The sequence below is a fragment of the Curtobacterium sp. VKM Ac-1376 genome, from assembly GCF_015351025.1.
Lineage (GTDB): Bacteria > Actinomycetota > Actinomycetes > Actinomycetales > Microbacteriaceae > Curtobacterium.
The window spans coordinates 160776-176415 of the sequence record NZ_JADKRV010000004.1 but is presented as its reverse complement, the minus strand read 5'-3'; the positions used below and the strand labels follow the sequence as shown (position 1 = coordinate 176415).

Annotated in this window: 15 protein-coding genes; 10 read left to right on the top strand and 5 right to left on the bottom strand. The window is 72.0% G+C overall.

The features are described from left to right. Window positions 1–3 precede the first annotated feature (3 nt). Genes ITJ56_RS07570 through ITJ56_RS07550 form a run of 5 tightly spaced genes read right to left on the bottom strand, consistent with a single transcriptional unit; the run spans window position 4 to window position 4691 of the window. Window positions 4–840, bottom strand: a complete 837-nt coding sequence (locus tag ITJ56_RS07570; RefSeq protein WP_194629278.1) for a class II fructose-bisphosphate aldolase — start codon at window positions 838–840, stop codon at window positions 4–6. Continuing rightward, complete coding sequence (locus tag ITJ56_RS07565; RefSeq protein WP_194629276.1) at window positions 837–1799, bottom strand: 1-phosphofructokinase family hexose kinase; 963 nt, start codon at window positions 1797–1799, stop codon at window positions 837–839. Before ITJ56_RS07565 ends, ITJ56_RS07570 begins: the two co-directional genes overlap by 4 nt. Next, window positions 1796–2911 carry an N-acetylglucosamine-6-phosphate deacetylase gene (gene nagA / locus ITJ56_RS07560; protein ID WP_194629275.1) on the bottom strand — a complete coding sequence of 372 codons (1116 nt, stop codon included), beginning with the start codon at window positions 2909–2911 and terminating at the stop codon, window positions 1796–1798. The genes ITJ56_RS07565 and nagA overlap by 4 nt, the downstream gene beginning before the upstream one ends. Then, on the bottom strand, window positions 2908–3813 hold the full coding sequence (locus tag ITJ56_RS07555; RefSeq protein WP_194629273.1) for an ROK family protein: 906 nt from the start codon (window positions 3811–3813) through the stop codon (window positions 2908–2910). The genes nagA and ITJ56_RS07555 overlap by 4 nt, the downstream gene beginning before the upstream one ends. Further along, window positions 3813–4691 carry an SIS domain-containing protein gene (locus tag ITJ56_RS07550; RefSeq protein ID WP_194629271.1) on the bottom strand — a complete coding sequence of 293 codons (879 nt, stop codon included), beginning with the start codon at window positions 4689–4691 and terminating at the stop codon, window positions 3813–3815. Before ITJ56_RS07550 ends, ITJ56_RS07555 begins: the two co-directional genes overlap by 1 nt. Window positions 4692–4824: 133 nt before the next feature. Here ITJ56_RS07550 and ITJ56_RS07545 point away from each other — a divergent pair, with 133 nt between their 5' ends. The 10 genes from ITJ56_RS07545 (at window position 4825) to ITJ56_RS07500 (ending at window position 15633) form a co-directional block, all read left to right on the top strand. Continuing rightward, window positions 4825–5613 carry a DeoR/GlpR family DNA-binding transcription regulator gene (locus ITJ56_RS07545; RefSeq protein ID WP_194629269.1) on the top strand — a complete coding sequence of 263 codons (789 nt, stop codon included), beginning with the start codon at window positions 4825–4827 and terminating at the stop codon, window positions 5611–5613. Window positions 5614–5758: 145 nt separating this feature from the next. Beyond that, window positions 5759–6979, top strand: a complete 1221-nt coding sequence (locus ITJ56_RS07540) for a Gfo/Idh/MocA family protein (protein WP_194629267.1) — start codon at window positions 5759–5761, stop codon at window positions 6977–6979. 23 nt (window positions 6980–7002) lie between these two features. After that, window positions 7003–8328, top strand: a complete 1326-nt coding sequence (locus ITJ56_RS07535) for an ABC transporter substrate-binding protein (RefSeq protein ID WP_194629265.1) — start codon at window positions 7003–7005, stop codon at window positions 8326–8328. 9 nt (window positions 8329–8337) lie between these two features. Then, window positions 8338–9321 carry a carbohydrate ABC transporter permease gene (locus ITJ56_RS07530; protein ID WP_194629263.1) on the top strand — a complete coding sequence of 328 codons (984 nt, stop codon included), beginning with the start codon at window positions 8338–8340 and terminating at the stop codon, window positions 9319–9321. After that, window positions 9318–10178 (top strand): carbohydrate ABC transporter permease, encoded by an 861-nt coding sequence (locus tag ITJ56_RS07525; protein ID WP_194629261.1) that lies wholly within the window; start codon window positions 9318–9320, stop codon window positions 10176–10178. The genes ITJ56_RS07530 and ITJ56_RS07525 overlap by 4 nt, the downstream gene beginning before the upstream one ends. After that, window positions 10175–10948 (top strand): hypothetical protein, encoded by a 774-nt coding sequence (locus ITJ56_RS07520; protein WP_194629259.1) that lies wholly within the window; start codon window positions 10175–10177, stop codon window positions 10946–10948. The genes ITJ56_RS07525 and ITJ56_RS07520 overlap by 4 nt, the downstream gene beginning before the upstream one ends. A 34-nt stretch (window positions 10949–10982) precedes the next feature. Beyond that, window positions 10983–11177 (top strand): hypothetical protein, encoded by a 195-nt coding sequence (locus ITJ56_RS07515; RefSeq protein ID WP_017887924.1) that lies wholly within the window; start codon window positions 10983–10985, stop codon window positions 11175–11177. A 54-nt stretch (window positions 11178–11231) separates the two neighbouring features. Next, window positions 11232–12917 carry a bifunctional 3'-5' exonuclease/DNA polymerase gene (locus tag ITJ56_RS07510; RefSeq protein WP_194629257.1) on the top strand — a complete coding sequence of 562 codons (1686 nt, stop codon included), beginning with the start codon at window positions 11232–11234 and terminating at the stop codon, window positions 12915–12917. Between the two features lie 121 nt (window positions 12918–13038). After that, entirely contained in the window at window positions 13039–13857 is an 819-nt protein-coding gene (locus tag ITJ56_RS07505) for a phosphatase PAP2 family protein (RefSeq protein ID WP_194629255.1), read from the top strand. Window positions 13858–14016: 159 nt separating this feature from the next. Next, window positions 14017–15633, top strand: coding sequence for a serine/threonine-protein kinase (locus ITJ56_RS07500; RefSeq protein WP_194629253.1), 1617 nt, complete (start codon window positions 14017–14019; stop codon window positions 15631–15633). Window positions 15634–15640 lie beyond the last annotated feature (7 nt).

Sequence of the window (15640 nt, the reverse complement as noted above, 5' to 3'; positions counted from 1 at the left end):
GTCTCAGCCGTGCAGGAGCGTCAGGAGCCGCGCGGTCTCGGTCGCGATCGCGTCGCGTCCCGCCGCCACGTACTTCCGCGGGTCGACGACGTCCGGCCCCTCGTCGAGCACGGTGCGGAGCGCGCGGGTGAACAGGCCGTTCAAGTGCGTCGAGATGTTGATCTTCGTCATCCCGGCATGCACGGCCGCACGGAGCTCATCGTCGGTCAGCCCCGAGGAACCGTGCAGCACCAGGGGAACCGACACCGCGGCACGGAGCCGCTCGACGAGGGCGCGGTCGACCGAGGCCTCGCGAGTCTGCATGGCATGCGAGGTCCCCACCGCGACCGCCAGGGCATCGACCCCGGTGTCGGCCACGAACGCGGCCGCGTCGGTCGGGTCCGTCCGCACCCCGGGGGCGTGCACGCCGTCCTTGCCGCCGACCTCGCCGAGCTCGGCCTCGATCGCGACCCCCGCGGCGTGACAGCGAGCTGCGAGCCCCCGGGTGGCCGCGACGTTGGCCGCGAAGTCCAGGTGGGAGCCGTCGTACATGACTGAGTCCACCCCGAGCTCGATCCCGGCGACGACCAGGTCCGGGTCCTCGATGTGGTCGAGGTGCACGAGGACCTCGACGTCGGCCGCTCGCGCGATGGCCTGGGTGGCCGTCGTGATGGGCGCGAGGCCGCCGTGGTACCGGACGCAGTTCTCGCTGATCTGCAGGATGACCGGCAGACCGGCCAGCTCGGCGCCGGTGACGATCGCCTCGGCGTGCTCGAGCAGCACGACGTTGAACGCGCCGACCCCGCCCCGGGCTGTCCGGGCGGTGTCGAGCAGGCCGGTGAGGGCGAGGTCGGTGATCATGCTGGGGTCCTCGTTCGGTCGTGGGTGGGAGCGGGCGGGTCGGACAGGAAGCGGTGCACGTCGGCGGGGTCGACCTCGCCGGCCACCGGCCGGAGCACGGCGGCTGCTCCGTGGGCAGCGGCGGAGCGGAGTGCGCGGAGCAGGACGGTCCGGGTGATCGGGACGACGCCGTCGTGCGCCGCGGCGACCAGGGCGCTGACGAGCCCCGCCGTCGCGGCGTCACCGGCTCCGGTCGGATTGCCCGAGACGCCGGGGACCGCCGGGACCTCGAGCACGTGTTCCGTGGTGTGCGCGGCGATGCCGTCCGACCCGCGCGACACCACCACCACGGCTGCGCCGAGTCGGAGGAGCCGCAGTGCGGCGGCCCGCTCGTCGTCGGTGCCGGTGGCCTCGAGCAGTTCCTCGCGGTTCGGCTTGCAGACGGTGGCGCCGGCCTCGGCCGCGGCGAGCAGCGCCGACCCGGAGCAGTCGACGACGGAGGTGATGCCACGGTGCCGCGCGGCGGTGACCCAGTGCGCGACGACGGCGGAGTCGGCGCCCCGGGGCAGCGACCCCGACACCACGAGGGCGTCGGCCGTCACGAGCAGGTCGTCGATCACCGTCGCGACGGTGTCCCACTCGGCGTGGTCGAGCGTGGGGCCCGGCTCACCGAACATCGTCGGGTGTGCGACGTCGTCGACCACGGTCACCGTCGTCCGGGTCTCGCCGCGGACGGCGACGTCGGTGTGGGCGAGCGCGAGGTCGTCGAGGGCGTCCGCGATCCAGGCTCCGGCGTCGCCGCCCAGCGGCAGGACGGCGTGTGTGGACACACCGGTGGCCGCGAGGACACGGCCGACGTTGAGCCCCTTGCCGCCGGGTCGTCGCTGGACCTCGAGCACGCGCTGGGTCTCGCCGACGCGTTGTTCGGCGACCCGGTAGGTGACGTCCACGGCAGGGTTCGGGGTGACGACGACGATCACGCGGACACCACCGTCGGCAGGCCACGGACCGTACCGGTCGCCGGGTCGAGGACCAGGAGCTCGGCGGGGGTCCCGACCGTGAGCGGTGCCGGCAGCCCGAGCATGTGCGCCGCGCGACCGGCGGACGTGGCGACCACCTCGGGCAGCGCGGTGCCCGCCGCGACGAGGCGCCGAACGGCATCGCTGACGGTGATCGTGCTACCCGCCAGGGACGACCCGTCGGCGAGCATGGCGACACCGTCGCGGACGGACACCGCCGATCCGGCCACGGTGTGCTCGCCGTCGGGGCAGCCGGTCGCGGACATCGCGTCGGAGACCAGGAGCATCCGGCCCGGGGCACTCCGCTGGACGAGGTCGACGGTGGTCGGGTCGAGGTGATGCCCGTCGACGATGCACTCGAGCAGCACACGGTCGTCGGTCAGCGCGACCCCGACCGGACCGGGCGTGCGGTGGTGCAGCGGGGGCATCCCGTTGAACAGGTGCGTCACGAGCGAGGCGCCGGCGTCGATGGCACGACGGGTCTGCTCGGCGGTGGCATCGGTGTGCCCGATGGCGACGACGACACCCGCGGCGACGAACCGTGCCACGGCGTCGAGCGCGCCGGGGAGTTCGGGGGCGAGCGTGACGACGCGCAGCGCATCGCCGGCGGCAGCACGGTAGGCGTCGACCTCGGCCGGGTCCGGCGCATGCAGTAGGTCCGCCCGGTGCGCTCCACGCCGCGCCTGGGCGAGCCACGGGCCCTCGAGGTGGATCCCGGCGAGCGTGCCGTCGGCGACGAGCGGCCGGAGCCGGGTGAGCGCGTCCACGGTGTCCCGTGGGCGCCCCGTCGCCACCGAGGCGACGAGGGTCGTTGTCCCGCGCGACCGGTGGTGTGCGGCGACGGCCCGTGCTTCGTCCGCCGAGCACCCGGCGAAGTCGTGGCCGAGTGCGCCGTGGGCGTGCAGATCGACGAAGCCCGGAACGACCGTGCCGGCCAGGGTGAGCGCCGCGTCGGTCCGCGGTGGCGTCCCCGTCCCGAGGGCGAGGACCGAGTCGTCGTCGATGACGAGCCAGCCGTCCCGCAGGTCGTCGGCGGCGGTCAGGATGCGCGGGGCCCGAACGAGCGTCGTCACACCAGCACCTCGGTCTCGAGCAGCCGTCGTGCGAGCACGCCGGCGCCGATGGCACCGGCGGCGTCGCCGTGTCGAGCCGCCGCGATGACGGGGACCCGCACGCCGACCAGGCGCTCAGCGACGGCGGTGCGGAGTGGGTCGAGCAGCAGCGAACCGGACTCGGCGAGCCCCCCGCCGACGATGATCGTGTGGCACCCCGCGACGGCGGTCGTCCAGGCGAGGGCGTCGGCGAGCACGGCGACGCAGTCGGACCAGACCGAGGTCGCGATGACGTCCCCGGCACGGACCCGGAGCATCGCAGCGTGCGCGGACGGAGCCCCCGATCGCCGGGCGACTGCCCCTGCGGACGCGATCTCCTCGACCCGGAGCCCGGCGTGCTGCCCGGACGGGATCCGCACCTGCCCGATCTCCCCCGCCCAGCCACCGCCGGGCACGACGATACCGTCGACGACGAGGGCGCTCGCGAGCCCGGTGCCGACCGGCACGAAGGCGACAGAGCCCCGGGACGACGCCGGATCACCGCCGGCGATCTCCGCCAGGGCACCGGCGCGGACGTCGTGCCCGAAGGCGAGCGGGACGTCGATCCCTCGGTGCCGGAGTGCTGTCCGGACGGCCTCGCGCACGGGCACGTCCCGCCAGCCGAGGTTCACCGCGAGGACCACCGCGCCGGCAGCCTCGTCGACGACACCGGGCGTCACCAGGCCGATCGCGTCGAGCGGCCAGCGCCGCCGAGCGTCGACGGCGAGCTCGGCGACCACCGATGCGAGGCGGACGGCGTCCGGGTCCTCGCTCGGCGTCGGGACCCGGGCCTCGTACAGGACGAGTCCGTCGGCGTCGGTCAGCCTGGCCTTGATGCCCGTGCCGCCGACGTCGACCCCGAGCACCGCGCCTGCGCCGGCCATCAGGTGAGGATGACCGACCGGGTGAGCGAACGGGGGTTGTCCGGGTCGAGTCCCCGGCCCTCGGCCAGGGCGACGGCGAACCGGTGGACGACGACGAGCCCGGCGATGGGATCGAGGTCGTGCTGCACGAAGCGGGCACCGGTGACGGCGACCTCGGCAGCGAGCCCCTCGGGAGCGGTGCCGAGCGACCAGACGAGTCGACCGGGCTGCGCGATCGCGATCGGTCCGTGCCGGTAGTCCATCGCCGGGTACGACTCGGCCCAGAACTGTGCGGCCTCACGCGTCTTCAGTGCTGCTTCGAACGTCAGGCCCACGGCGGCGCCGCGCCCGACGAAGGTGACCTGTTCGGCGTCGAGCAGGTCGTCGATGGGCAGCGTCAGAGCCGTCTCGGCCTGGGACGCGAGTGCGTCGACGTCGTCGCCGATGGACGCCCGCAGCAGTGCGAGCGCGGTCGTCGCGAACCGGGTCTGCACGACCGATCGCTCGTCCGCGAAGGGCAGGGCGACCACCTGGTCGGCCACGGCTGCGGCAGGACTGTCGGCGACGGCGGTGATCAGGACGGTGCGCTGGGACGGCATGGCCTGCAGCAGGTCGACGATCTCGGTCGTGGTGCCCGAGCGGCTGATGGTGACGACGCGGTCGTACTCGCGCGATGCCGGGTACTCCGAGCCGGCGAAGGCGTCGGTGACCCCGAGGCCTGCCTGCTCGCGGGCGACGGCGTAGCTCATCGCGATGAACCAGCTCGTACCGCAGCCGACCACGGCCACGCGTTCTCCGGGCTGGGGGAGCGCATCGGCGAACGTCGGCAGGAGTGCGGCGGCTGCGCGCCAGGTCTCCGGCTGCGAGGCCAGTTCAGCGCTCACGAAGGTGTCGGTCATGGGAGCCTTCCGGTCCGGGTCGATCCGGGTGATCGAATGATCAGGAAGCGTAGCGAGCGATCGTGCTCGATGGAAGAGGAAAACGTCACAATCGATCAGATAGCGATCGTGAGGACACCGTAGGATGACCGTCATGACCCCCCAACAGCGGCTGAACGCCCTGCTCGAACTGGTGAGCGAACGCGGCAACGTGTCGATCGCCGAGATCGGCGAACTGCTCGGGATCTCCGCCGCGACGGCCCGTCGTGACCTCGCGACCCTGGCTGAGCAGCGGCTCGTCACGCGGACGCACGGGGGAGCGGCGGCCCTCGGTGCCGGGTACGAGCTGCCCCTGCAGTACAAGATCGCCCGGCAGGCCGAGGCGAAGACGGCCATCGCCCGTGCCGCTGCCCGGCTCGTGCAGCCCGGCGAGACGGTGGGGCTGAACGGCGGTACGACGACGACCGAGGTGGCGCGCGAACTCGGCAAGAGCGAGCGCTTCATCCGCGCCGACGGCGAGTTCGGGATCACCATCGTGACGAACGCCCTGAACGTGGGGTACGAGCTCTCCGTCCGCGCCAACGTGAAGATCGTGGTCACCGGCGGGGTTGCCCGGCGGCAGTCCTACGAACTCGTGGGGCCGCTCGTGCGGGACACCCTCGACGAGTTCGCGCTCGACCTCGTGGTCCTCGGCGTCGACGGGCTGACCGGCCAGTACGGTGCGACGACCATGCACGAGGGCGAGGCCGAGGTCAGCCGGCACTTCGCGTCCGTCGGGCGTCGGGTGGTCGTCGTCGCCGACTCGACGAAGATCGAGCGCGCGACGTTCGCCCGGATCTGCCCGCTGGACCGCATCGACGTCCTCGTCACAGACCAGCCCGTCCCGCCCGCGTTCGCCGCTGACCTCGCCAGCGCCGGCGTGGAGCTCGTCGTCGCCGACTGACCGGTCGTCCGCGTACCGCGAAGCGTCCGCGACGTTTCGATCGTGTAAAACCCTCCCTGCTCCACTCCCTGAGCGATCCGTGAGCGCCTATTGTGCATTCATGATCGATTCGGCATCATGGGCGTCACAATCACGCAAGGGAGCGATGAGCATGGGCGCTGACAACGCAGGACTCCGCGTCGCGGTGATCGGGATGGGCCAGCGGTCCGCGATCGCGCGGCACGTCGCCGAGGCGGCAGCGGCCGACCCCGCACTGCACGCACAGGTGGTCGCGGTGGCGGACGTCACCGTCGCCGGCCGCGAGCGCGGGCGCGCCGAGTACCCGGACGCCCTGGTGGTCGACCACCACCGCGAACTCACCGGGCACGCGGATGCCGCGATCGTCACCACCCCGGACTGGACCCACGCCGAGATCGCGATCGACCTGCTCCGTGCGGGCATCGCGGTCTACCTCGAGAAGCCCCTGGCCATCACGGTCGAGGACGCCGACGCGGTCCTCAACACCGCCGCCGAGACCGGCACGCCGCTGTACGTCGGACACAACTTCCGGCACGCCGCCGTCGTCCGCCTGATGCGCGAGATCGTCGACCGCGGCGAGATCGGTGAGGTCAAGGCCGTCTGGTGCCGCCACTTCGTCGGCAACGGCGGTGACTACTACTTCAAGGACTGGCACGCGGACCGTGCGAACGTCAACTCACTGCTCCTGCAGAAGGCCAGCCACGACCTCGACGTCATCCACGCGCTCGGCGGTGGCGACACCAGTCGTGTCGTGGGCATGGGTTCCCTGTCGGTCTACGGGGACGTCACCGACCGGCGGGACCGCAGCGGCGAGCTGATGGGGGACTGGTTCTCCCACGACAACTGGCCGCCGCTGGCTCAGACCGGGCTCAACCCCGTCGTCGACGTCGAGGACGTCTCGATGGTGATGATGACGCTCGACAACGGCGTGCAGGCGAGCTACGAGCAGTGCCACTTCACCCCGGACTACTGGCGGAACTACACCGTCATCGGCACCGAGGGCCGGCTCGAGAACATCGGCGACACCGGCGGCGGTGTCGTGAAGGTCTGGACGCATCGTCGCGGTTGGGACACCACGGGGGACCGTGAGTACCCGATCGACGGCGTCGAGGACGGCCACGCCGACGCCGACCTGCTCACCATGACCGAGTTCCTGCGGTCCGTCGCCCTCGGCGAACCGACGGAACTCTCCCCGATCGCGGCACGCGCCGCGGTCGCGGCCGGCGCGCTGGCGACCCGCTCGCTCCGCAACGGCTCCGTCCCCATCGACGTCCCGCGCCTGCCGGCCGAGACGATCGCGCACTTCACCCACCCCACCACCCACCCCTCCCAGACCGTCGGCTCCTGACGGCCGTGCGAAAGGACCTCCCGATGACCGCACACATCCCCGCCCGAGCGACCGGCGTGCGCCGCGCCCTCCTCGGCGCCGTCGCCGCCCTCGGTGCAGCCGCACTCCTCGCCGGGTGCTCCACGTCCTCCGGGGCGTCGAGCTCCGGCAGCGACTACACCGTCGCCGCGAAGGACACCAAGGCCAACCTGACGTACGCCGTCTGGGACGAGAACCAGGTCAAGGCGATCAAGGCCAACCTCAAGGGCTTCAACGAGGAGTACCCGGACATCAAGGTGAGCGTCGACGTCACACCGTTCGCCAACTACTGGACGAAGCTGCAGACGCAGGGCTCGAGCAACACGCTGCCCGACCTGTTCTGGATGAACGGCCCGAACTTCCAGCTGTACGCGGCCAACGGCAAGCTCGCGCCCATCACCGGCGAGGTCAAGGCCGGGGACATCGACCCGACGAAGTACTCGAGCGCGCTGAACGACCTGTACACGTACGACGACACCCAGTACGGCGTGCCGAAGGACTTCGACACCATCGGTGTCTGGGTGAACAAGGCGCTGTTCGAGCAGGCCGGCATGGACCTGCCCTCGAAGGACTGGACCTGGGACGACTTCCAGAAGACCAGCGCCGAGCTCAGCGAGAAGCTCAAGGCGGAAGGCGCCTACGGTGCCGCCGGCGGCATGGACGGTCAGACGACCTACTACAACACGATCTTCCAGGCCGGGGGATCCGTCGTGAACGCGGACGGCACGAAGTCCGAGTACGCCTCGAAGGCCTCGGAGGAAGGCCTGCAGTTCTGGACCGACCTGATCAAGTCGGGTGCCTCGCCGTCGATCAAGCAGCTCACCGACACCACCGCTGACCAGTGGTTCACCTCCGGCAAGCTCGCGATGTACCAGGGCGGCAGCTGGTTCCGCTCCGCCCTGACCGGCACCGACATGGAGAAGGACGTCGTGGTCTACCCGCTGCCGAAGGGCAAGGAGCAGGCGACCGTCATCCACGGTGTGTCGAACGTCGTGTCCGAGGCCAGCAAGAACAAGGCCGCCGCGCAGGCGCTCCAGGTCTACCTCGCCGGCAAGACCGCCCAGCAGCAGCAGGGCGACATGGGCGCGGTCATCCCCGCCTACGAGGGCACGCAGGGCGCCTTCACGAAGACGATGCCCGACGCCGACCTGCAGGTGTTCCTCGACGCGGTCGACTACGCGAAGCCCCTGCCGGTGTCGAAGAACACCGCCGCGTGGAACACCCTCGAGACCACCCTACTGCCGAGCGCGTTCGATGGATCGAAGCCCGTCGACCAGGTGGCGGAGGACCTCGCGCAGAAGATGGACGCCGCCCTCGCGAAGGAACAGTAGGTCCAGCGCGTGACGATCAACACCGAGCGGCCCCCCGTTCCCACCCCGCCCGCCCCGGCCCGGATGACGCGCTCGTCCGGGCGGGGCGGGCCCGGCCCACGCACCGACGGCCGACCCGCATCCCGACGGACCGACGGCTGGTGGCCGTGGCTGTTCGTCCTCCCGCTGCTCATCGGCGTCGGCACGTTCTACATCTGGCCGATCATCCAGACGTTCTGGTACTCGTTCACCAGCTGGGGTGTCTTCGGCGGCGCGACGTTCAGTGGCGTCGCCAACTACGTCCGACTCGTCGGTGACCCGCAGCTGTACCAGTCGCTGCTCAACACGGTGATCTACACCGTCATCGTCCTCGCGGGGATCCCGATCGCCGTGTGGCTCGCGAGCCTGCTGAACACCCCCGGTCTGCGGTTCGCGCAGTTCTACCGAGTGCTCTTCTTCCTGCCGTACGTCGCCATGCCGGCCGCGATCGCCCTGGTGTGGCGCATCATGTTCAACGGCGACTACGGCATCGTGAACTGGTTCCTCGGGCTGTTCGGCATCGCGGGCCCGTACTGGATCTCGACCCCCGGCTTCGCGCTCGTCGCGGTCAGTCTCGTCGGCCTGTGGTCGTCGCTCGGGTTCTCGATGATCATCCTCGGCGCCGGCCTGAAGGACATCCCGCCGGAGCTCTACGAAGCAGCCGAGCTCGACGGCGCGAGCCGCTGGCGGCAGTTCCGCTCGATCACCGTGCCGCTGCTCAGCCCGAGCATCTTCTTCGTGGTGATCGTCACGACGATCTCGAGCTTCCAGCTGTTCGACCTGCTCTACGCCATCCTCGGCAGCACCAACCCGGTGATCCCGAAGACGATGTCGCTCGTCTTCTACTTCTACAGCGCCGGGTTCATCGACAACGACAAGGGCTTCGCGGCCGCGATCGCCATGGTGATCTTCCTGCTCATCGGCATCATCACGCTCGTGCAGTTCCGCGTCCAACGGAAGTGGGTACAGGGATGACCGCCACCGTCACACCGCCACGGGCCGCTCGTCGACCCGGCCGTCGCGGCGGCAGCCACTGGTGGATCCACGTCGTCCTCGGCGTCGGTGGGTTCGCGATGGCGTTCCCGTTCGTGTGGCAGATCATCATGTCCCTGTCCACGAACGCGCAGGTGCAGTCCGTCACGCCGGTGTTCTGGCCGGGAGAACTGCAGTGGCAGAACTACGCGCAGGTCTTCGAACGCCTGCCGTTCCTCAGCCAGCTCGGCACGTCGGTGTCCGTCACGATCATCCGGACGCTCGCCCAGATCGTCCTGTGCACGCTCGCCGGCTACGCCTTCGCCCGGATGCGGTTCCGTGGGCGGGCGGCCCTGCTCGCGATCGTCCTGTCGATCCTGCTCGTGCCGTCGCAGGTCTACCTGATCTCGCAGTACCAGATCGTGCAGGGGCTCGGATGGCTCGACACCCTGATGGGGATCGTCGCGCCGGGCCTGTTCAGTGCGTTCGGCACCTTCCTGATGCGGACGGCGTTCCTGAACATGCCGCCCGAACTCGAGGAAGCCGCGCGCATGGACGGCGCCAACCCGTTCCAGACCTTCTGGCGGATCATGCTCCCACTCGCCCGTCCCTCGATCAGCGTGCTCGCGATCACGACCGTGCTGTGGTCCTGGAACGAGCTGCTCTGGCCGCTCGTGGTCTCCACCCGCGCCGAGGACATGCCCCTGGCCGCGGGGCTCGCAACCCTGTCGAGCGACCGGACGATCGACTACCCGGTGCTCATGGCTGCCAGCTTGATGGCGATGGCCCCCGTGCTCATCATGTTCATCGTGCTGCAGCGGCGGGTGATGGACGGGCTCGCCTCGTCGGGTCTGAAGTGACCGCCGACACCGCCGGCCTGGAGGCCCGTCCTGCGTCGGTCGCGGTCCTCACCGAAGCCGTGGGGTCACCCGACGACGCCGCGACGGTGGCGGCGGCGCTCGCCGCCACCGTCGCCGACGCCGGACCCGCGCATCGCGACGCGCTGCTGGTGGCCGCGCTCCGGGCCGCGGTCCCGATGACCGCCGCGGAGCTCGGCGCACGAGGCCTCACCCGGACCGTGGCCGAGGCCTCCGTCGCCGATGTCGAGCGGAAGCTCGCCCGGTACGGACTGCGCGGCACGGGGCTGGACTGGCTCGTCGCGGTGGCGACCGGGCGCGTGGTGGCCGTGGAGCGCCTCCAGTTCGAACTCGGCGACCACCTGGCGGACGGCACCCCGGCGTGGGGTGTCCACGTGCCGGAGACCGGGCCGCTGGACCCGGACGCCTGCGACCACGCGTTCGACCGCGCCCCCGCGATCCTCCGGGGTTTCCAGCCGGCGCTCGACGCGGAGCGGTGGCAGTGCCGCTCGTGGATGCTCGACCCCGGCCTGGCCGCCGTGCTCGGTCCCGACGCGAACCTGGTGCGCTTCGCTCGACGTTTCCGGCTCGCGCCCCCCGGCCCGCACGATGCTGCCGAGGGAGACGAGAGCGTGGCGAAGTTCGTCTTCGGCGTGCCGTTGGCCACCGCGCGGGCCTCGGCGCCGTCCGGACGCCTGCGCGCCGCCGTGCTCGAGCGGTGGGCGACCGGTGGACACTGGACCGAACGGACGGGCACGGCACCCGTCGCCTGACCACCCGCAGCGACGGCCGCGTACCGTGCACCCCATGACGAAGCCCGACCACGACCACCTCGACGACGGCGTCGACATGACGTTCGAGGAGCGCCGACAGGACACCTTCCGACGCATGTCCGGATCCGACGAGCACGACGCCGACCCCCGCGTCGAGGTCTCCCGCGCCGAGGACGGCGACGTCCGCATCGACGTCGCCGACACCGCGGCGGTCCGACCCGGCGAGTGACGGCCGCTCCGGCCCCGGTCCGCCGGGGTCGGTGGGACACGGCATGATCGATCCGTGTACCTCGTCCTCCGCCGCGTCGACGGTCGCGTCCTCGCGACGCCCCTGACCGACTCGGGGACCGCCCAGGGCGAGCCGATCCGCGTGGACGAGCCGGGCCTCCCGGCCTTCGTCGCCGCGCACGATGCACCGGGTGTGCGCTGGGTGTGGGACGACACCTCGCGCTGGTACCCAACCGTGCTCGCCTCGGGCGGGCGTGTGGGGCGGTGCGTCGACCTGCGGCTCGGCCGCCGCGTCCTGCGGGCCGCGCTCGCAGCACGGGGATCGGCGCTCGCCGCCGCGCCCGCCGATGCGCTCGACGCACCGGTCCCGGAACCCCGCGTGGTCCGACCGACGCAGGCTCAGCTCTTCGACGACGCCCTGTTCACCGCGTCCGTGCCCGACGACGAGGTCGACCCGGTGGCGGAGTTCCGCGCGCAGCTCGCAGCGGTGGCGGGGTCCAGCGCTCCCGGCGCACTCCGCCTGCTGCTGACCGCCGAGTCTGCCGGCGCGCTCGTGGCGGCCGAGATGCTGCACGCCGGGCTGCCGTGGCGGGCCGACGTGCACGAGCGGCTGCTCGAGGACGCCCTCGGGCCGCGCGTGCCCTACGGGGTGCGACCGCGGCGGCTCGAGGAGATCGCCGCCGTCGTGCGGGACCGCCTCGACGACCCGTCGCTCAACCCGGACTCACCCGCCGACGTGCTGAAGGCGCTCCGTCGGGTCGGCCTGATGGTCACGAGCACGCGGAAGTGGGAGCTGCAGGAGATCGAGCACCCCGTGATCGAACCGCTGCTCGAGTACAAGCGACTGGCGCGGTTGCTGACCGCGAACGGCTGGACCTGGCTCGACGACTGGATCCACGACGGACGGTTCCACCCGAAGTACGTCGTCGGCGGGGTCGTGACCGGTCGGTGGGCAGCCGACGGCGGGGGAGCGATGCAGCTGCCGAAGGGCATCCGCGGGGCGGTCATCGCCGACCCCGGGTGGAAGCTCGTCGTGGCGGACGCCGCGCAGCTGGAGCCCCGGGTGCTCGCGGCGATGTCCGGCGACCGGGCGATGGCGGCCGCCGGGGACGGGCGCGACCTGTACGACGGCGTGGTCGCATCGGGCGCGGTCGAGACCCGGCAGCAGGCCAAGGTCGCGATGCTCGGTGCGATGTACGGCGCGACCCAGGGCGAGGGCGGTCGGCTCGTGCCACGCCTGGTGCGGGCGTTCCCGCAGGCGCTCGACATGGTGGAGCGCGCGGCGCGGGCGGGGGAGCGCGGTGAACCCGTGACCACGCTGCTCGGGCGGACGTCGCCGGTGCCGGAGGACTCGTGGTTCGAGGCCCGGAACCAGGCCTACACGGTCGAGGGCACCCCGGCGATGCAGCGTGCGGTCGAGTCCCGTGCCCGCAGCTGGGGGCGGTTCACCCGGAACTTCGTGGTGCAGGGGACCGCGGCAGAGTGGGCACTCGCGTGGATGGGGTCCCTGCGCTCGCGGCTGCTCGCACGGTTCCCCGGAGCCGTGACGGACGGGCCGCACCTGGTGTTCTTCGTGCACGACGAGATCGTGGTGCACGCCCCGGCGGAGCACGCGGAGTGGGTGGCGCAGCAGATCAAGGAGGCCGCGGTGGATGCCGGACGCCTGCTGTTCCAGGACTTCCCGGTGACGTTCCCGCTGTCGGTCGCGGTGGTCGGGGCGTACTCGGAGGCGAAGGACTGAGGCGGCGGCCGGGGCGGCGCCTGGTCGGGTGCCGCGTGCTCGAGGACGGGTAGCGTCTCGAATGATACGAGAGGGGCGCACGGCCGGGACGGCTCCCGGGGGCTTCGGGCAGGGTGGACCGATGTACACCGAACGCGGGGACGCCGCTGACCGCAGTGTCGGCGACGTCGACCTGACCCGTTGGCGCTCCCGCTTCGGACGCAGCGTCGCCGGAGCGTGGACCGTGCTCGGCAAGCGGTACGGGGCGATGCCGCTCCTGCTGCTCACGCTGGCCATCGGGCTGGGTGTGGCCGTCCTCGCCACGTGGGTCGCGTCCGAGGTCTACGACGCCGTCCGCGAGGCCGACGACGTCGCCGTGCTCGACCGGCCCGTCCTCGACTGGGCGCTGACGCTCCGGTCACCCACGGCGGACCGGCTGGTCACGTGGTGGACGGACATCGCCGGCACGATCGGGATGCCGATCGTCGCGCTCGTGTTCCTGGTCGGTTTCACCATCCAGCGCCGGGCGTGGACGCCCCTGGTGCTCCTCGTCGCCGCGAGCGGTGGGTCGCTGCTCATGACGATCGCGGGCAAGGACCTCATCGGTCGGGCCCGCCCGCCGCTGTCCGACGCGGTGCCCCCGTACGAGACGTCGCCGTCGTTCCCGTCCGGGCACACGCTGAACTCCACGGTGATCGTGGGCACGATCGTGTACCTGCTGCTCCTGCGGCAGTCGCGCGTCGTCACCCGGGTGTGGACGATCGTCGTGGGCACCCTGTTCGTGCTGTCGGTGGGGGCGTCGCGGGTGTTCCTCGGGCACCACTGGCTGACCGACGTGCTGGCGGCGTGGGCGCTCGGGCTGGCGTGGCTCGCGCTCGTGATCACGGCGCACCGGTTGTACCTGACGGCGCTCCACCACGGTGCCGAGCCCGCGCCGCACGTCGGCCGCATCACTTCGTGAGCCGAAGATGTCGGGTCGCTCGCCCGCACCCGACGTCTTCTGCTCACGAAGTCGCCGGCCCGAGCCCGCCGAGCACGTCGAGCCCACCGGGCCGGCCGAGCCGGCCCGAGCCCACCCAACGGCAGAGCGCCGTCAGCCGCTACAGGTAGGTTGCCGGGCATGGAAGAACGGGTATTCGGCGGCAGGTACCGCGTCACGGGCACGCTCGGACACGGTGGCATGGCGTCCGTGTACCGCGCCGTCGACGAGCAGCTCGGTCGCGAGGTCGCGGTCAAGGTGTTCCGCATCGGCCCGGTCGACCGCGGTGAGCGCGCCCGCGCCGAGGCCGAGATCCAGACCCTCGCGACCCTCCGCGCCCCCGAACTCGTCACGCTGTACGACGCCGCGCTCGACGACGTCGACGGCGACTCCTACCTCGTCATGGAGCTCGTACCCGGCAGCGACCTCGCCACACGGCTGCGCGAGGGCCCGCTCGACACCGCGACCGCCGCCCGGCTCGGAGCGCAGGTCGCGGACGGTCTGCGTGCCGTGCACGCGCAGGGGATCGTCCACCGCGACGTGAAGCCCGCGAACGTGCTGCTCGAGCGCGACGGACGGCACGTCAAGCTCGCCGACTTCGGGATCGCCCTGCTCCGTGACGCCTCGCGCGTGACGGGGACGGGCACCGTGATGGGGACCGCCGCGTACCTGGCCCCGGAGCAGGTCCTGGCGCAGGAGATCACCGGCAAGGCCGACGTCTACTCGCTCGGCCTCGTGCTGCTCGAGTGCCTGACCGGCCGCCAGCCCTTCCCCGGCAGCGCCGTCGAGTCGGCCACCGCACGACTCACCCGCTCGCCGGAGATCGACCGGAGCCTGCCGACGGCCTGGCGAACTCTCCTGCACGTGATGACCGCGCAGGACCCTGCGGAGCGACCGACCGCTGCCGAAGCGGCCGAGCGCCTGCGTGCGCTGGATCGCGACGAACCGACGAACGCCACGCAACTCCTGCCCGGCACGCCCGGCGCGATGACGGCGGCGGCCGCTGGCGTCGCGGGGGCAGCTGCCGCAGCCGGCGTCGGTGCCGCAGCCGCCGCGAGCGCCGACGACCGGACCCAGGCGATGCCGCTGGGCGAGCTACCCGACGGAGCACCCGGCGACGGCGCCACGCGCGTGCTCGACGCCCAGCGCCCGAACCCCGCGGACGACGTGTCCACGACGGTGCTCGGGGCACAGGCGGGCCGCGGCGGCCCAGCGGACGGTGCGTCGGGCGGTGGCGGGGGAGTGACACCGCCCCCAGCCGTTCCGGTCCCTGCGTCGCCCGAGGACGACGAGTCGAAGAAGAAGCGTGGACCGCTCATCGCCGCGATCATCGTGATCGTGCTGGTGCTCATCGGCATCGGGGTCGCAGTGTTCGCCCTGAACGGCGACGACGACGGCACACCGACGCCCACGGACACGACCTCGACCGCCCCGACCGACCAGCAGCCGGACGAGGAACAGCCGAGCGAGGACCCGGGCGAGGAGCAGCAGCCCAGCCAGCCGTCCGAGCAACAGCCCTCCCAGCCGGAGCAGCAGCCGTCCCAGCCCGCCGAGGAACCGAGCGAGGAACCCAGCGAACCCGCGCAGCCCACCCAGGACGCGCCCGTCGGCCCCGAGCCGAGCGCTCCGGCGTCGAACCCCGTGGAGGAACCGCAGGACAGCACCGACGCCGTCGACACCTCGGCGGACACCGCACCCGGCAACTCGGGGAACGCCCCGGGCAAGTCCGGAAGCGCGCCGGGCCAGAACAAGGGCTGACACGCCG